6 protein-coding genes are annotated in these 18,038 nt (G+C 40.7%); 4 read left to right on the forward strand and 2 right to left on the reverse strand.

Annotated elements, in window-relative coordinates; translation table 11 throughout:
- Positions 1 to 19 precede the first annotated feature (19 nt).
- From ACXACJ_RS18415 to ACXACJ_RS18430, 4 genes are all read left to right on the forward strand, one after another.
- Positions 20 to 418: a cytochrome c maturation protein CcmE domain-containing protein gene (locus ACXACJ_RS18415; RefSeq protein ID WP_475135887.1), complete on the forward strand. Its 399-nt coding sequence runs from the start codon at positions 20 to 22 to the stop codon at positions 416 to 418.
- 18 nt (positions 419 to 436) lie between these two features.
- Complete coding sequence (gene ccsA / locus ACXACJ_RS18420) at positions 437 to 2,968, forward strand: cytochrome c biogenesis protein CcsA (RefSeq protein ID WP_475135888.1); 2,532 nt, start codon at positions 437 to 439, stop codon at positions 2,966 to 2,968.
- 79 nt (positions 2,969 to 3,047) lie between these two features.
- A complete protein-coding gene (locus tag ACXACJ_RS18425; RefSeq protein ID WP_475135889.1) occupies positions 3,048 to 4,337 on the forward strand; it encodes an aminotransferase class V-fold PLP-dependent enzyme in 1,290 nt (429 codons plus the stop codon).
- Between the two features lie 108 nt (positions 4,338 to 4,445).
- Positions 4,446 to 5,222 (forward strand): Rossmann-like and DUF2520 domain-containing protein, encoded by a 777-nt coding sequence (locus ACXACJ_RS18430; protein WP_475135890.1) that lies wholly within the window; start codon positions 4,446 to 4,448, stop codon positions 5,220 to 5,222.
- 1 nt (position 5,223) lies between these two features.
- Here ACXACJ_RS18430 and ACXACJ_RS18435 read toward each other — a convergent pair whose 3' ends face one another.
- A complete protein-coding gene (locus tag ACXACJ_RS18435; protein WP_475135891.1) occupies positions 5,224 to 10,818 on the reverse strand; it encodes a DUF8202 domain-containing protein in 5,595 nt (1,864 codons plus the stop codon).
- A gap of 288 nt (positions 10,819 to 11,106) precedes the next feature.
- Positions 11,107 to 17,964, reverse strand: coding sequence for a DUF8202 domain-containing protein (locus tag ACXACJ_RS18440; protein WP_475135892.1), 6,858 nt, complete (start codon positions 17,962 to 17,964; stop codon positions 11,107 to 11,109).
- Positions 17,965 to 18,038 lie beyond the last annotated feature (74 nt).

The raw sequence follows: 18,038 nt of genomic DNA on the forward strand, positions 1-18,038 counted from the left end.
GCCATATAAATATCGTGCTATGAAAAAGTCAAGTATCATTGGAATCGTTGTAATTGCTATCGCAATTGCGATCATCATTTCTACTCAGAGTAACGCCAGCTCTTATGTTACTTTTGGTGAAGCCCAAGAAATGGCTCAAACCGGTAGCAGCAAGAAAATCCACGTTGTGGGTGAATTAAAAAAGAATTCTGTGGGTCAAGTAGTTGGGGTAAACCCAAGCAACGACCACCTTTCTGTTTCTTTTGTAATGGTTGACGACAATCAACAAGAACAAACTGTTTTTTATAACGAGCCAATGCCTTCTGATTTTCTCAGGTCAGAAAAAGTAGTGGTTATTGGTGGTTACCATAACGACAGATTCATAGCCGATAAAATTCTTCTTAAGTGTCCTTCGAAATACGAAGAAACTGCCCTTTAATTCTTAAGCCCTTTTTGAATGATACATACAGGTATTGGTAATACCGGCCATTTACTCATCATTGTTTCGTTTGTTACCTCACTTTTGGCGGCCTTTGGCTATTTCAAAGCAACGCTGAACAATGAAATTGGAAAATCGCCTTGGAACAACTTTAGTAGAACTGTATTTATTATTCACGGATTATCCATCATAGGTGTGGTTGCCACCCTTTTTGCGATTATCTACAACAACTATTTTGAATATCACTATGCATGGAGCCATGCATCTGAAAACCTTCCTGTTTATTATATCATCGCTTCTTTTTGGGAAGGTCAAGAAGGAAGTTTTCTACTTTGGCTCTTCTGGAATGCTCTTTTAGGTTTTATCATCGTTAAAACCAACAGAAAGTGGGAAGCTCCTGTAATGACTGTTTTTTCAGTAGTTCAAGCCTTCCTAGCTTCTATGATTTTAGGTGTTGTGTTTGGAGACCTAAAAATAGGAAGCTCTCCTTTTCTATTGCTCCGCGATGTAGTTAGCGACCCAATATTTCTAATCAACCCTGATTTTATTCCTGAAGATGGAACGGGCCTGAATCCTCTTCTTCAAAACTATTGGATGGTAATTCACCCTCCAATGACCTTTTTAGGCTTTGCATGTTCACTGATTCCATTCTCGTATTGTATTGCCGGCCTTTGGACTGGCCGCTATAAAGAATGGGTTCGCCCAGCGCTTCCATGGACAATCTTCGGTACCATGATTTTGGGAACTGCCATTATCATGGGTGGTTATTGGGCTTACGAAACCCTGAATTTTGGAGGCTATTGGAACTGGGATCCTGTTGAAAATGCCGTTTATGTGCCTTGGCTTATTATGGTGGCGAGTATTCACACTATGATTACTTTCAAGAAGAGTGCAACCGCTCTTAAAACTTCCATTATTCTGGTAATTACAGCCTTCATTCTTATCCTTTATTCTACCTTTTTAACAAGAAGTGGAATTCTAGGAAATGCATCGGTTCACTCATTTACAGATCTCGGTCTCTCTGGGCAATTATTGGTTTATTTGTTCTTCTTTATAGCCATCTCAATAGTTTTTGCGGCTCGGGTTTGGCACGAAATACCAAGTTCAGATAAAGAAGCTTCTACCTATTCTCGCGAATTTTGGATCTTTATCGGTGCACTTACCTTATGCCTTATGGCGTTTCAGGTATTGATTCCAACTTCATTCCCTGTTTTCAACAAAATTGTAGAACTGTTTGGAGGACTTTCTTCGTTAGCCCCACCGGCCGATCAAGTAGAGTTTTATTCTAAATGGCAAATGTGGTTTGCTGTAGGCATCGCTTTCTTATCAGGAACTGGCCAATTCTTCTTCTGGAAGAAAATGGACAAGCAAAAGCTGATAGCCGCACTTACCTATCCCGTGCTGATCTCTTTATTATTAAGTGCTGCCATTTTTGTTTTGGCCAAAATAACCAATCCGGTATTCATCATTATTTTGGTTTCGGGTGTGTATTCTGTTGTAGCCAACACGAAAATCTTAATCGACTTACTCAAAAGCGGAAGCTACAAATTGATTGGTGGTTCCATTGCCCACATTGGTATTGCCATGATGTTGCTTGGCATAATGTTCTCTGAAGGTTACTCTAAGTCTATTTCTCTCAACACCATGACGATTAGCAAGGAATGGACAGATGAGCAAAATCAGACTAATATCCCACTGTTTTTGAACGAGCCAAGCTATATGGATAAATACCAAATCACATATAGAAATGAGCTGGTTCAGGTATATGATGTACCTGGTTATGTAAGAAAATCGAGTTTGAACGACACTGAAGATCCTTACTACAAAGTCACTAAGCAGGATATTGTTGTTGAAGGCAAGGCATATGCACAAGCTGGCGATACGGTTTACCTTCAAAACCCTGAAAACTTCTTTTACCAAGTGGACTACGAGAATGTAAATACCGGTAAAAAGTTCTCTCTTTATCCTCGTATTCAGGTTAACCCTCAAATGGGTGATGTGATTTCTCCCGACATTAAAAAGCTCTGGGGAAGAGATATCTACTCCTATGTTTCAGTAAAGCCAAACTTTGAAGAAGATATAGATTGGAGCGAGAAGGAAGAAATTGAAGTAAAAATTGGCGACCGTTTTTTTGTGAATGATTATGTAGCCGATTTCAATGGTTTGGAAAGAATTGACCAAGTAAGCTTCACCAGTTTAGGGCCAAACGATTTAGCTGTTAGAGCCAACATTACAGTATACGCTGAAAATAATGAGAAATATATCGCTCAACCTATTTTCGTAATCCAAAATAACCAAGTAGGCAAACAGCCCGATGTAATTAAAGAAATCGCTTCAAAAATTACCGTTGAGGCCATTAATCCTGAAAATGACTCTGTGACTTTGGGCATCAATACAACTCAAAAGGATTTTATTATTATGAAGGCCTTGGAGAAACCACACATCAACATTCTTTGGATCGGCACCTTGGTGATGATCGCTGGATTTATCATTGCCATTAGAAGACGATATATCGAATTTATGAAAATGAGAGACAAGGGAGTTGAATGATAAGCTCCCTTTCTAACTTGCTTCCAATTTTCTAAGCTTAAAAATTTCCCTAATTTGAATACCGTAATTTTTTAAGGTTATGGATTCAAGAAGATCATTTATCAGAAGAACTTTTTTAACTGCGGGAAGCCTCTCTTTAACTTCTCTTTTTCAAAAATCTGTTGCAGAAGACGTTAGCGAAGCGATGCTTCAGCTAAATCGACTTTCGCCCGAAATGGCAGCACAAGACGAAGAACTTTGGCTACGTATTCAACAGGCTTATACTACTTCTCCTAACATCATCAACCTAAATAATGGAGGAGTAAGTCCACAACCCAAAGTGGTTCAAGATGCCACCATTCGCTATTACCAATACGCCAATGAAGCTCCTTCTTACTACATGTGGCGCATATTGGATCAAGGGCGCGAACCCATTCGTGATAAACTGGCTGTATTGGCTGGCTGCTCTGCCGATGAATTGGCAATAAACCGAAATACCACTGAGGCCATGAATACAGTCATTTTTGGGATGGACTTGAAGCCTGGTGACGAAATAATCCTCACTAAGTATGATTACCCAAACATGATGAACGCATGGAGGCAACGAGAAAAAAGAGACGGAATAAAGCTCGTTTGGTTGGATTTAGATTTGCCGAGTGAGGATGAAGATGCCATAGTAAAGAAATTCACCGATGCAGTTACGCCTCGTACCAAGGTTTTTCACATTACTCATATGCTCAATTGGACGGGTCAAATTATGCCCGCCAAAAAACTTTGCACAGAAGCGCGAAAAAGAGGCATTGCTTCAGTAGTTGATGGAGCTCATACTTTCGCACATTTAGATTTCAAAATCACTGATTTGGGCTGCGATTACTTTGGGACAAGCCTCCACAAATGGCTCTGTGCACCTTTCGGAACTGGTTTGCTTTACATCAGAAAAGAGAGGATTAAAGATATTTGGCCGCTTTTAGGTTCGCCCGAAGGGCAAGAAGATAATATCAGAAAGTTCGAAAATATAGGAACGCGCTCTTTTGCTACAGAACAAGCCATTGGAGGAGCTCTGAATTTTCATAACGCCATTGGTTCCGCCAGAAAGCAAGCCAGACTTCAATACTTAAAAGAATACTGGGCCAAGCCCGTTTCGGAACACAAGAATATTAATACTTATACTTCATTAGACGGTAGATTTAGCTGTGCGCTTTGCAATTTAGGTGTAGAGGGAATGGATGCTGGCCCAGTTCATAACCGCCTATTTAATGAATATAAAATTCATACGAGCCCGGTTAAATATGAAAAAATCAACGGCCCTAGAATAACGCCTCATGTTTATACTACTAAATATGATTTAGACAGACTTGTGGAAGCCATGTTGAAAATAGCCCAAGGGTAATTAGAGAAATTCACGTTAAAAGAAGTTCTCACAGAAAATGCCCCTCTTCAATTTTTGACCGCTAGAAAGCAATTATGTCTCTCCACTTTGTAGATTAGCACGGTGAGTATGAATGTTGCCATATTAGGAACGGGAAATGTAGCATGGCATTTAGCCAGGAGCTTAGAAAATGCGGGACACATTGTTACCGATATCTACAGTAGAGATATCGGAAAAGCTAAAAGTTTTGCACTCGACTTCTTCAACGCCAACGTTACTAACAATCTCAATTTTTCGAATAGCAAAGCGAACGTCTTTCTCTTGGCAATATCTGACGATGCCATTGCTGAAATTGCTCCCTCTATTCAACTTCCTAAAAATGGAGTTTTGGCGCACTGCTCAGGCTCGGTGCCATTAAAAGCATTGGGTTATGCTCAAACGGAAAATGTAGGTGTATTCTACCCCCTTCAAACTTTTAGCAAAGGTAAAAAGGTAGATTTCTCCGAAATTCCGATTGGTATTGAGGGTGAAAATAAATTCACAGAAAAAATTCTTTTGGCATTAGGGAGAAGTATTAGCTCCAAAACAGAGATAATGGATAGCAAGGCCAGAAAGGTAATTCACCTTTCTGCTGTGTTTGCCTGCAATTTCACTAATCATATGTTCACTATTGCCAAGAACATTCTCGAAGCTCAAAATTTGAATTTCGAACTGCTTCAACCACTGATTGTCGAAACGCTAAATAAATCTTTAGCGATTGGCCCTGAAAATGCTCAAACAGGGCCAGCCAAAAGAGGTGATATGGAAATTCTCGATAAGCACTTTAGTGCACTTCAAAACGACTCTGAGTTAGCAGAAATTTATCGTGTCATTTCTCAGCACATTCTGGATTATTACGCAGAATAACCTATCTCTTAATCACTTTAAGCGTGTAAATTCTTCTATCCCTATCAACAATTCTAATCAGGTTTAAACCTTTAGAGAGTTTCTGAGCATCCAATTCTAACGTGCCTTCTCCTGCATTTACACTTACTGTTTCCTCGGCTAAGAGCATTCCATTCATGCCAACAATTTGAAGTCCTAAATCTTGAGCTGCCTCAACTTTGTATTGAATATTGAGCTTCTCACTATTAGAAACAGGGTTAGGGTAAGCATGGAATGAGGCGGTAAATTCAGCAACTGCAGAGTTTACAACTACACGTTCTACCGAAGAATAAGTGAAGTTCCCATTGGTGTCGGTCTGCTTCAATCGATAATATGAAATTCCAGAAAGTGGTTTGGCATCAACATACTCGTAAGTTCTGAATACATCCGTTGTACCAGCACCTTCTACCACTCCAATTGACTCAAAGTTTTGTCCATTGGCACTTCTTTCTATGGTAAAGAAGGCATTTCCTTCTTCTGCTGCGGTAGCCCAGCGAAGATCAACTTGTTTGTTATCCTTATTCTTTGCTTCAAAAGAAACCAGAGTAATTGGCAATGCTGCAGATTCTAATGATCCAAGTGTGAAATAATCTCCATCTGCCAAATCGAGACTGAACGTAACGGTTTTGTTGACAGAGTTATATGAAGTCGGAGCCACCAATGTAACACCAGAGGTAAATTCTCCATCATCATCTAGCATCAATCGAATTTGATTCATATTATTAGTTCCAACACCATAAGCGCCAGTAACCTCATATAGGTTGAAAGTAACATTCACTTTACCTATTGTTCCTGACTCTTGAACATACCATTCTCTGAAAAGTCTACTTTGAACTTGACTGTCGTCAAACTCAGTATTTCCATCAGCTTTTCCTCCTTCAAGTGGCACGTTCTCGCTTCCCCAAATCATATAAGAGTCATCCGTATCCATTGCCTCCGCTGATTCAATCGTAAGAATGGAGCCACTATTTGAACTTTTTGATTTTTCTTGCAAGAAACAAGAAGCATCATCCCGAGCTATTCCTGCAATATTGTAGTCATATGAGGTTTCCTCACTCCAATCCCAAACTATGCCGCCATCTGCAGCCAAGTAATCCTCCTCGCCTGATTCTGCAGCTCTAGTAATACCATGCTTAATGGCTAAATAGGAATCTACCTGCGCTCTCTCGGTTGCCGATAGCACACTAGAAAACACAATTACTTCGGCAATATCTCCAGCAAACTGGCTTTGCAACCTACTACCACTATTATTACCTATTCCAATAGCTCCATCACTCAAGGAAGCATTGTCAGAGGCAGTGGTTCCTACCAAGTCTGAATCAACATACAATTTAATTCCAGAAGCATCAACAGCTTGAGTTCTAGTGAAAGATGCGATTCTTGGTTTTCCACCATTATAGCTAGAACTACTTACAATGTCATAACCGGATGTATTAGACGCATTCAAGCCTAATTTTCCATTTTGAAGAGATAAGCCATAATCCAAATCCGTATCTCCTGTTCCTGAACTTACAATGGCGGGTGAATCTTCAAAAAATGTGGTACTTCCAGATGCAATGGTCGATGCATAGACAGCAAAAACTGTCATATCCCCACTGGCTACATTTCCATTGTTAGTTCTCAAATAAGAAATAAATTCCTCTGAGCCTGGGTCATAAAATCTTACCGAAGGGTTAAAGTTGAAAACTTGTGTTTTATAGTTAGGTGCAATTGGCGTGCTACCAGAAACTGCAACTGCATCATTTCCTGATCCACTTGCGTCTAGCCACTCACTTACATCGTCCATATCATTTGTAGCATCCACTCCATAATTTGCCTTAAGCCAAAGCGACAGACCACCAGTAGAAACACCTCCTGGATAACAATCTTCTACAGCTGTTCCTAAAGTAAAGAACTCACCATCGGCCAAATCGATATTGTCAAATGTAAGAATGTCGTTTTCCAAAACACCTCCACCAATGGTTCTACCTGAACTCATTGTAGATGAACTTGAAATAATTAATTTGAAATCCTCCGCGTAACTAGAATAAAACAGATTGGTTAGATCAAAGCTAATTGATGTACCACCCACGGTTCCCGTTTCATCTACCTTCCAAACGCGCTCCATTCTTTCTGTAACCCCAGAAGGCACATCAGAAGTATTAACATCAAATAATTCTATACTACCTCCATCATGTCCCCAAACCATAAAAGATTGATCGGCAGTGAAAACATTTTCATTTTCAAGATTGGTTTCGGCAATCTCGCCTAAACCAATGGTTAAAATCGATCCGGATTCCTGGTTTTTCGATTGCTTTTGTGTGAAACAAGAATTATCGTCTCTACCTATTCCAGCTATATTATTGTCATAACCACTATTATCTGTTGCATTCCAAATCGTACTACCTGCTGAGTTCAAATAATCCTGGCCAACCGTTTGATCCAAAGTCAGTCCATATTTTATGGCGAGATAAGATTGTATACGAGCATGCTGATCAACATCATCAGGTCGTGTTGAAAATGATATTACTTCGGAAATTGTACCGTCAAAATACTCATCTAAAGCAAGAGAATTGTTTTCGCTATAGCGCGCTAAATTATAAGCTACATCCGTTTCTGTAATAAGCGTACCAGACGATAAATCGGCCAAATCTATTCCATTGATATTTATTTCGGTAGCACTTGGACTCACAGCGGCATCATCTCTAACACCAGCTAATAAGTTTGTGCCAGCGTATATTTGAGAGCCATACGTAATATCATGAACTCCCGTGCTATATCTGGTAGCCCCCTCTTTACCCACCATATGGGTAAATAATTCTGATGCAAGATCATCATTGGCATCGCCAATAACGAAACCTCCAATATTCGAGAATGCATTATCGCTATCAAAGCCCACAACCACATACGTTCCACTTGCGGCAGTCATATTGGTATTTGGAGTGAAAACGATGTAATAGGCTGTAGTATTGAAACCGGCCAAACCAGCCAGTGTCTCTGAATTTGACAAGTCGAAGTTTACTGAAGGGTTAAAGTTCAGTCCATTTTCAACATAGCTAGGAAGGTTGCTTGAACCAGAAGCATCGTTAGAGGCTGCAAAATCTCCCCAATTAGAAACATCATCACCATCGGCCAAGGTATTTGGACCCAAATCGGCCCTTAACCATAATGATAGCCCTGAAGTAACATTACCAGGCCCACAACTAACAAATCGGGTTCCCAGTGTGAAGTACTGTCCGTTCTCGAAATCCACTCCAGAAAAAGTCAAAGTATTTCCGCTTAAAGTAGCTCCAGTATAGATTTGAGCAGAAGTGAAAGTGGCACCTGATTCTTCTCCACCAATTAGCAAACTAAAATCAGAAGCAGCTGGTGAACCTATATCGAAAGTCATTCCTGATATATCGAAAGAAATAGTATTTGCACCTGTTTCATTCGTTTCGGCTACTCTCCAAACCCTTTCTAGCCTCCTTGCAATAATAGATGGCACATCAGTGGTTTCATCATCTGTCAAATCTCCACCATCATTTCCCCAAATCAACCAAGAGTCATCTTTTGAGAAAGAACCTCCATGATCAATGGTAACAACAGAGTTGTCGTTTTCGCTTTTGGATTTTTGCTGCTCAAAGACTGAAGCGTCATCCCTGCCAATACCCGCGATATCTTTATTGTATTCTAAATAACCACCAATGGATGCGCTATTTGTAGTATTGAAAATAGGCACTCCGTCCGAGTTGTAGTAATTAACTGGTGAAGACTGATCTAAGGTAATTCCATATTTTAAAGCGAGGTAACTTTCAATTTTATAACGTTGAATGGCAGGGAAACTGGCTGGCTCTGAACAGTAGATGAACTCTGATATTTCTCCGAAGTAAGAGTTCGTATTAGAATCGTTCAACACATCATCATATCGTGATGTGCCATCAGAGGCTCCCATTTCAATACCTCCCATTGTATAAAGAAGACCAACGTTTGATAAAGAACCGAAACTTTGACCATTCAAATAACCTGTGATTGTTCCTGTAGTGGAAGAATTACCGTTGTATTCAAAAGTTACGATGTACTCTTTATTAGTATCTACCGGAACACTAACCGTACTGATATTTCCTGAGTTATTCCAAGGTGAGCCAGGGCCATCGTTAGTTCGATTCCATGCAGAAAGATGTAGATTCCCATCGCGCACGTATACAATCATTCCAGTTCCATTTCCCCCTTGCTCATAAATCACCTGTCGGGTTGAAACGTCACTTGTACTTGTTCTAAAAGCAATGTTGAGCCCCTTAGTTGTAAATGGCCCCGGATCATTAAAATCTGAATTTGTATCAATGCTCAGAGAAGTAGAACCTGAGGTAAAGTCTACTGTAGGATTAAAGTTTATATTGGAAGAAGTGCTTCTGTATGTTGGATTGGAAGCTGTACCAGAAACAGCATCATGATCTGCAATCCATTGATCTTGCCAATCGGATACCGTGCTTCCATCAACCGCAGTAGTTACTCCAGCATTAGCTTTAAGCCAAGTGCTTAAGGTTTTCTTATACCCCCCAGGCCCAACAGCGGGAGAAAGACAATTATCTGAGGATACCCCTGCCGAAAGGCCGGCAACCAAATCTAATCCAGAAGTACTAGCTTTTGTGGTATCAGGAAAAGTATTTATATCAGTTAAGTCGTGAAATTCGTCATCAACATCGTATGCAAACAATGAGAAACCATAAATCACCTCGTTTTCTGCAATTCCCAAATCTGTAAAGGATACTGCAATTCCTTGAATACTCTGAGGATTTTGAGAGTAAAGCGTACCAATATTAATGATAGGACTAGGATCAAGACCCTTAGTTTGTCTTCTTAAAATCAAATAGTTATCAAAAGATCGCCCTCCTTCGCTTCCATTACCATCATCATTATCATCTGGCCAATCAGAATCAACTACCTCAACCATCTCTCCGTATGAAGCTGGGTCGCCATTAACGTCTAATGACTTAATAGCCGCAATTTTAATGGAATCATTCCCCCCTCTTTCGATTATTGGAAAAACCGCGCTATCTGGTTGACAAGTCACTATACCCGTGTACCAAATTACATCCAACCTTTCTACCTGAGCCTGAATTGTGCTTAAGCCTTCATCATCAGAGTTTACCAAGATATTATCATAACCAGCATTCAACACCCCGCTCTGATAAAGAGCATCGGCATCACTTACCATATCAGCATCAACATCCACTTCATGGGGGTCAGACACATTATCCAATGAACCCAAAGTATACCAAATGTTGATAAAAAATTGATTATCGGTCCTCCGTATCACCAAGGTATCGGGTAATACAAAATTGTCATAAGTAAATCCCGCTACAGTGTATGAGGCTATTTCGAGATTATCCCCTGTTCCATAATTGACGTTATAGTCCTCGTTTGGAATGATATTATTGATCGCATCCGTTGGAGCAGTAACTAAAGTAGTCGAGGGATTACTTGTGGGAAGAGGACTAGAATAAGTAATTAACTCGATAGGGGTTTGAGCAACTAGGGTAAAGCTGGAGCAGCCCAATAAAAATATTAGGGAAACTGTTCTAAAAAATGACCCGCAGGTCTGGTTTTTCGGCCACATATTAACTCTCGTTCAAAAGTTTGACTATTCCTATTCTAAAGACTGACTTTCGACAGCCACAAACATGGTTAAGCAGGATAAAGCCAAATGCTCAATCGAGTGATTGGTTATTTATGTGATGAAGATTTATGCCGTTGGTAAGACAGCGAGCTTGGTTAAGGCTAAACGGCCGTAAAAATAGAGGGAAATTTGATGAATAAAAATATTTTTTTGTTGTTTAAACTAAAAAAAACGTCATTCAACATCACGTAACGTTTTAGAAAAATAGGGATAACCTTAAGATTATCCCTACTGAATAATAATTTTATATCGATGCACTTTTCGCTCTGAATCAACAATTTGCACCAAATAAATGCCCTGAGTTAAGCCAGAAGTAGACATTTGCCAAGTTTCCTTAGCAGAGAAAGAACCTTGCTTCAAGTGTTTTACTTGTTGCCCTCTTTCATCTCTCACGATTACTTCAATAATTTCTGAAGAAGAATTATTAGGCGAAATCTTCAATTCATCGCCCAAATACAATGGATTAGGGTAAATCGTATAGCCTGATTTCTCTTCTTTTAAGGAAACTACCACTCTAACGACTTCAGAATAAGTACTTTCTCCATTAAAGTCAGACTGTTTTAACCTGTAGAATGAGGCACCATTCGTAGGTACTTTGTCAGAATAGGTATAATCAATTACTGCAGAACTATTACCCGCTCCTTGCAGATTGGCAATGGTGTTGAAGTTTTGACCATCGGTACTTTTTTGCACAGAGTAATACGCATTATTGGTTTCTGAAGTAGTTTGCCAATCTACTTTTACTTCCTTATTAGCAATATTTTGAGCATTGAACGACAATAAAGTAATTGGCAGTGCCGCTTGTTCTTCGGAACCTAAAGTGAAATACTGACCCGAAGTAAAATCAACCGTAAAGGTTACTGTTTTCTTTGCGCTGTTGAATGAAGTTGGCTCAATCAAAGTAGTTCCCGTACTAAAATCACCGTCTGCATCTACCATAAGCCTCACTTGATTTAGGTTATTTGTACCTACTGCATCTTCTGGCCCTGTAATGGTGCTGAGATTATAAGTTAGGCTCACTGAACCCACCGCTCCAGTTTCTTGAACTCTCCATTCACGATTCAACCGGCTGTTGATTCCTGCAGGACGTTCGCTATTTCTAATTGCTTCGATAGCGGCATTATCATTTCCCCATAATAAGAAGGCATCATTGCTAGCAAACGAGCTGATGGACATAGAAACTAGTGCATCGTTATTTTCGCTGTTTGAAGAAAGCTGGCTGAAACAAGAAACATCGTCTCTACCAATTCCAGCGATATCATGATGATAAGTCGCTCCTTGAGAATCGTAATCCCAAATAATTCCTCCGTCACCAGCCAAGTAATCCTGTTCCGAAGCCGAAAGTGAAGAAACCACTCTGGTAATTCCATACTTCAATGCCAAGTAAGTTTCAACCCTTGTGCGCTCTTGAGCCGAAAGTGTAGAAGAAAACACAATTGCCTCGGCAATATCTCCTTGGAATTGAGCCTCATTATCTTGAACAGAATGATTACCAATAGCCCAAGTATCTGCTCCTGTTAAAGCGGTTCCGTCAGATGTTCCAGTACCCACATTCGCAGAATTCACATAAAGTTGAATTGCGAAAGGAGAATTTACATCTCTAGTAGCCGTAGCCATAAAAGGCTCAAAATTATCAGTTCTGGTTGGGTCAGTAGCGTTCAAAGTTGAATTATTGGCAGCGTTGACATATGCCTTACCCTGTGAAAGCCCCAAACCATAATCATTCGTTCCATCAGCATTGGCGCCTATCAAAGCTGGTGCGTCTTGGAAATTAGTAGTAGAACCTTGATACTGAGTTGTTCTGTAAACAGCAATCATAGATAAATCACCGCCCGTAGTATTTGTTCCTGTAGCCGTTTCCATCCATGAGCTGTTAGAAGTATTGGTATCCGTGAAACGAATTATAGGATTACCGTTGATTTGATTGCTCTGATAAGTTGGCTCCACAACGGCTCCTCCACCAAAGTTGGTTTCGCTGGCCGTGTTGCCATTCACACTTTGATCGGCCCAAGTTGCAAGGTTGGCACCATCGGTTGTGGTGCTTGTTCCTTTGTCGGCTCTTAACCATAATTCCAGGTTGGAGTTTACACCTCCAGGTCCGCAGCTCTCGAATTCAGTTGCCAAGGTGAAATACTGTCCATTCTGCAAATCTACATCAGAGAAAGAAATTGTATTTCCGTTGAAAGTGCCACCATAAATAAGCTCTCCATTGGCCATGGTAGGCGAATCGGAAACAATAAGCGCGAAATTATCGGCAACAGATGTGTAACCTAAACCTGTCAAGTCGAACTGGATTTCGGTAGCTCCAACTTCGCCATTGTCTTGAACCTTCCAAACACGCGACATTCTTTCAGCTACGCTCGAAGGCAAATCAGTTGTATTTACCGAAGCATGCGCTGTGGTTCCATTGTCATTTCCCCATAAAAGGAAATCCAAATTGTCGTCAAAAGCATTGAGGTTCGATTCATTATCCGATTCAACACTTCCCAATCCCATGGTCACAATATCATCAGTATATTGAGATTTAGACTGTTTTTGCGACCAACAAGAATTGTCATCACGACCAATTCCGGCTACATCATTATGATAAGTTGAATTATTAGCGTAGGTCCAAAGCACGGTTGAGCCATCCGAAGCAAGGTAATCTCCTTCGCGAATACTTCCAGAAATTACTTCATTCGTGGTTGCGTCATTGTCGCTATTGTTTGTAAGCGTGATTCCGTATTTAATCGCTAAATAAGAATAGATTTTAAGCTTGTTAACATCGGTAATATCGTTGGAATACACGATTACCTCACTGATTGGGCCATTATAAGTACCTAAACTTCCTACTGCACCCACATAATTGGTTCTTGTTCCACTTAAATCCGAAGTACTGTTATCCGTATTTCTTCTAAAGCCTCCGCTACGAGTTTCTTCTATTACTCTTCCGGTTCCATCATATTCACCATAAAGAATAAAGGGTGATTCATTCGGATTGTTATATGCGTTTACTGTTACATCCAAGTCATTTCCCCAGTGAGCAAGCGTGGCCGTAGTGTTATTGTTTCTATAACCGAAGTGAAGGTCTTGGCTACCTACACCACCTTCAGAACCCAGAACAAAGTTCCAGTCACCATCTTGTCTGATTCCAACACCAATCATGGTATAGTCACCAGCATTAGCGGCATCGGTTTTGATGCCCGATAGATTGCCCAGACTCAATCGGTCGTCTGTTCCATCAAAATCTACAGTTGGATGGAAGTTAATATTGTCTGTTGCATTGTTTTTGAACAATGGAGGCGTTCCGTCAGACACTGCATTAATGGCGCTCGATGATTGATCAGACCAAGTAGTTAAATCGGTATTATCTGTTGAAGTTGAAGTTCCTTCATCCGATCTCAACCAAACGTACAAGTCTCCAGTAACTCCACCAGGGCCACAGGCCGAACGGGCCGTTCCCAAAGTAAAATAATCTCCACTATTGAAAACTACATTTTTGAAAGTGACTACATTATTATTGATAGATGCAGCTTGATAATACCTAACAACATTTAAATCCGTGGCAATCAATTGATAGTCGGAAAGCTTGGTTCCAAAACCTAAACCCGTTAAGTCAAAGGAAACGGTTACTTCTCCTACATCATTTACAGATTTACTGGCTCTCCAAACACGAGTTATACGTTCCGTGATGGTTCCCAAACCAGTTACCCCAGTAGTTCTACCTGCATAGGTTGCATTTCCGTTATCATTCCCCCATAAAAGGAAGCTATTGTCGGTAGAGAAAGAATTGGTATTGGACACATTATCCGAAGCGATTGAGCCAATTCCCATCGCTACAATTGCATCAGAATTAATGCTTTTTGACTGCTTTTGCTTTAGAGCAGATTTATCATCGCGACCAATGCCAGCAATATCATTGTTAACGGCCATTACATCGTAATCCCAAATAACGGAACCATCAGCACTTCTGTAATCTCTTTCATCAATAGAAGCTGTTCCTGAATCGTCAGCTCCAGCTCGGGTAATACCATATTTAACTGCCAAATAGCTTTCTACCCTATTTCTTTCATCCGAATCCAAATCATCGGCAAAAACAATCACCTCTGGAATATCTCCAGCAAATTGAGCCGCTGTTACAGGGTCTTGCTGGTTACCTATGGCAACAGTCGCAGGATCTGTCAAAGAAGTATTATCAGAGGTACCAGTCGCTACATTTGCTGAGTTCACAAAAATGTTTAGTGCTCCTGAGGCCGCTTTCACCCTTGTAGATGTCGCAATTCTTGGTACTCCGTCCGAATAAGTTGGACTGGCCGGAGAACGCGTTCCCAAACCATCACCAGCAGCAATTTTTGCGTGAAGTCTTCCACCAGAAAGTCCCAAAGCATAATCTGCTCCAGTACCCGCAGTTTCTCCACCAATAAGGGCAGGAGAAGACCAGAATTCTGTCGAACCTTCATTCTGAGTAGTAGAAAACACAGCCATCAGAGTCATATCATCCGAAGCTGGATTAAAAGATGACTCCAAGAAAGAATTGTTGGTGTTGCCCTGATCCGTAAAACGAACGGTTGGGTTATAGTTAACCGCTCCGGTTACAAAGGTAGGCTCGACAGGAGTTCCGCCTTCATTCGACTCAGAAGCATCGTTATTGTTAATCGACTGGTCTTGCCATGAAAGAACATCTTGACCATTGGTTGTGGTATTGGTTCCTGCATTTGCTTTGTACCAAAGGGCCAAATCGGTTTCTACTCCACCAGGAGCACTTATGTAGAAGTCTGTACCCAAAGTAAAGTATTCTTGGCTGGCCAAGTTTACATCGCTGAAAGTAATGTAGGTTCTGCCATCAATTGTATTAAGACTTCCGCCTGTAATTACAGTTCCGTTTGAGAAATCTCCCAAAGAAGAAGCTCCACCAACAAGCAAACTGAAGTTGTTTACATTGGTTCCTAGACCCAAATCAGTCAAGTCGAATGACACATCTGTAACCCCCACATCATTCATTTCTGAAACTCTCCAAACTCTCTCCAATCTAAAATCGATGGTATCAGGTGTTCCAGTTGCGGTTTCGGTTAATGCGCCTTGATCGTTACCCCAAATAAGCCATGAATTATCTACTCCAATCGATGAATTTCTCTGGATTTGAACCAAGCTACCAGGATTTTCACTTTGCGATCTCAACTGAATAAATTCTGACGCATCATCGCGGCCAATTCCTGCGATGTCTGAATTGTATTCCAAAAACCCACCAATCGATCGGCTTGAAGAAGCATTGAAAATTACGGTTCCATCGGAATTTCTATAATTCAAAGCCGAAGACTGATCGAGCGTAATTCCGTACTTCAATGCCAAATAACTTTCCGTTCTATTGCGCTGGTTAAAGGTGAAGGAACCTGGAGAATTGCTATAAATGAATTCAGCTATACTTCCATAAAAAGAAGCTGCATTGGTTGTTCCGTCTACATAACGGGCATTGCCATTTACATTCCCTAAACCTATTCCATCAGTATTGGCAGAAAGCTGACCCATGTCGCTGAGGGTACCAAAACTTTGTCCGTTGATGTAACCGGTAAGTGTTCCCGTTTGTGTACCATTTCCAAGATATTCGAGAGTCAGAATATATTCTGTATTCGTGGTAATCTCTCGATCACCAGTCAAAGCAGCGGTATTCATAGCATCCCCCCAAACGGTGCCGTTGATATTAAAAGCACCCACATAAATTTCTCCATTCTGAATATAGGCACCAATACCACTAGAAAATGAGCCTCCTTGCTCGTAAAGCTGCTGTTTGGTAGTAATGTCGTTTCCTGTTCTAAAGGCAATGGTAATTCCTTTGGAAGAAGATGCTGCAGTATTGAAATCAGTGTTATTGGCAATCTGAAGTCCGCGCGAAACGCCATCCACAAAATCAACTGTTGGGTTGAAGTTAATATCGTCACTCCCCGAAGCACTTCCATCTCTATAGGTTGGAGCCGTATTTAAAGTAACGGCATCGTGATTTCCCAACCACTGATCTTGCCAATCGGTAACTGTGGAACCGTCTGTTGAAGTTGTGACACCAGCATTAGCCTTAAGCCAAGTATCCAAAGCTTGTTTATAGCCACCTGGGCCAGTTGCTTTAGTCAAGTTATCGTCACTCGCTACGGCTGTAGAAATACCAGCTATTAAATCAAGTCCAGAATTTTCACCTGTAGTTGTTGGGTAGGTATGAATATCGGTTAAATCTATACTTGGGTCTGTTTCATCAACATCATCGGCAAAAATTGAATAACCATATACAATTTCGTTTGATCCTACACCAAAAGCGGCAAAACTAACTGCTGAACCACTAATATTTTGAGGATCCAAAGTAGTTTGTGGCAAGGGATTAGAAGTTGCAGTCTGCCTTCTAAAGACCAAAGAAGTATGAGAAATACCTGTATTTCCCCATTCCGAAGTACCATCGTTGTTTACTTGAACTACGTTGGGGTAATATTCACTCGGCTGACCGTTGATATCAAGCGCCTTAATCGCTGCCACTTTTATATCATCATTTCCGCCTCTTTCAACAATTGGAAATACCGCTGTAGATGGCACTGATGTAACTACTCCGGAATAATAGAGAATATCGATTCTTTCTACGTTTGCGAAGTTGGTGGCATTGTTAACCAGAATATTGTCGTAGCCAGCATTCAGAAAACCTGTTTGGTAAAGCGCTTCTTCATTATCTACTTGTTCCGCGTCTACATCAATAAAGAAAGGAGTGCCTGACTCATTCACCTGATCGTATTCATAGAAGATGATCAACTGCCTTCCTGCATCAGTCCTCTGAATAATCAAAGTGTCTGGTAAAACAAAGCGGTTATAAGTTACTCCGCCTGCTACATACGAGGTTGGGAATAGGTTTTGAACCTTTCCATAATTAACCTGATAAGAAGCATTAGGATCGATGGCTCCACTTGCATCACTCGGTGCGGTAACCGTGTAAGAAGTAGTATTTAAACCAGTAGTGACAGCATTAGTGGTAATGGAAGTGATTGGCGTTTGGGCAAACGCTACATCTTCAAATATTACCAAAACAAGAACTAGGGTAAGCCTTAAGAAAAGGCTAAGTTTCTTTAGTAACAACATCCGGCATTTAGGTGAAATCCAACTACACAAACCCTTTCTAAAAAGGGCTGCAAAAGAGCACCAAAATACCGTGG

Source organism: Roseivirga sp. AWQ4_251 (assembly GCF_056158225.1).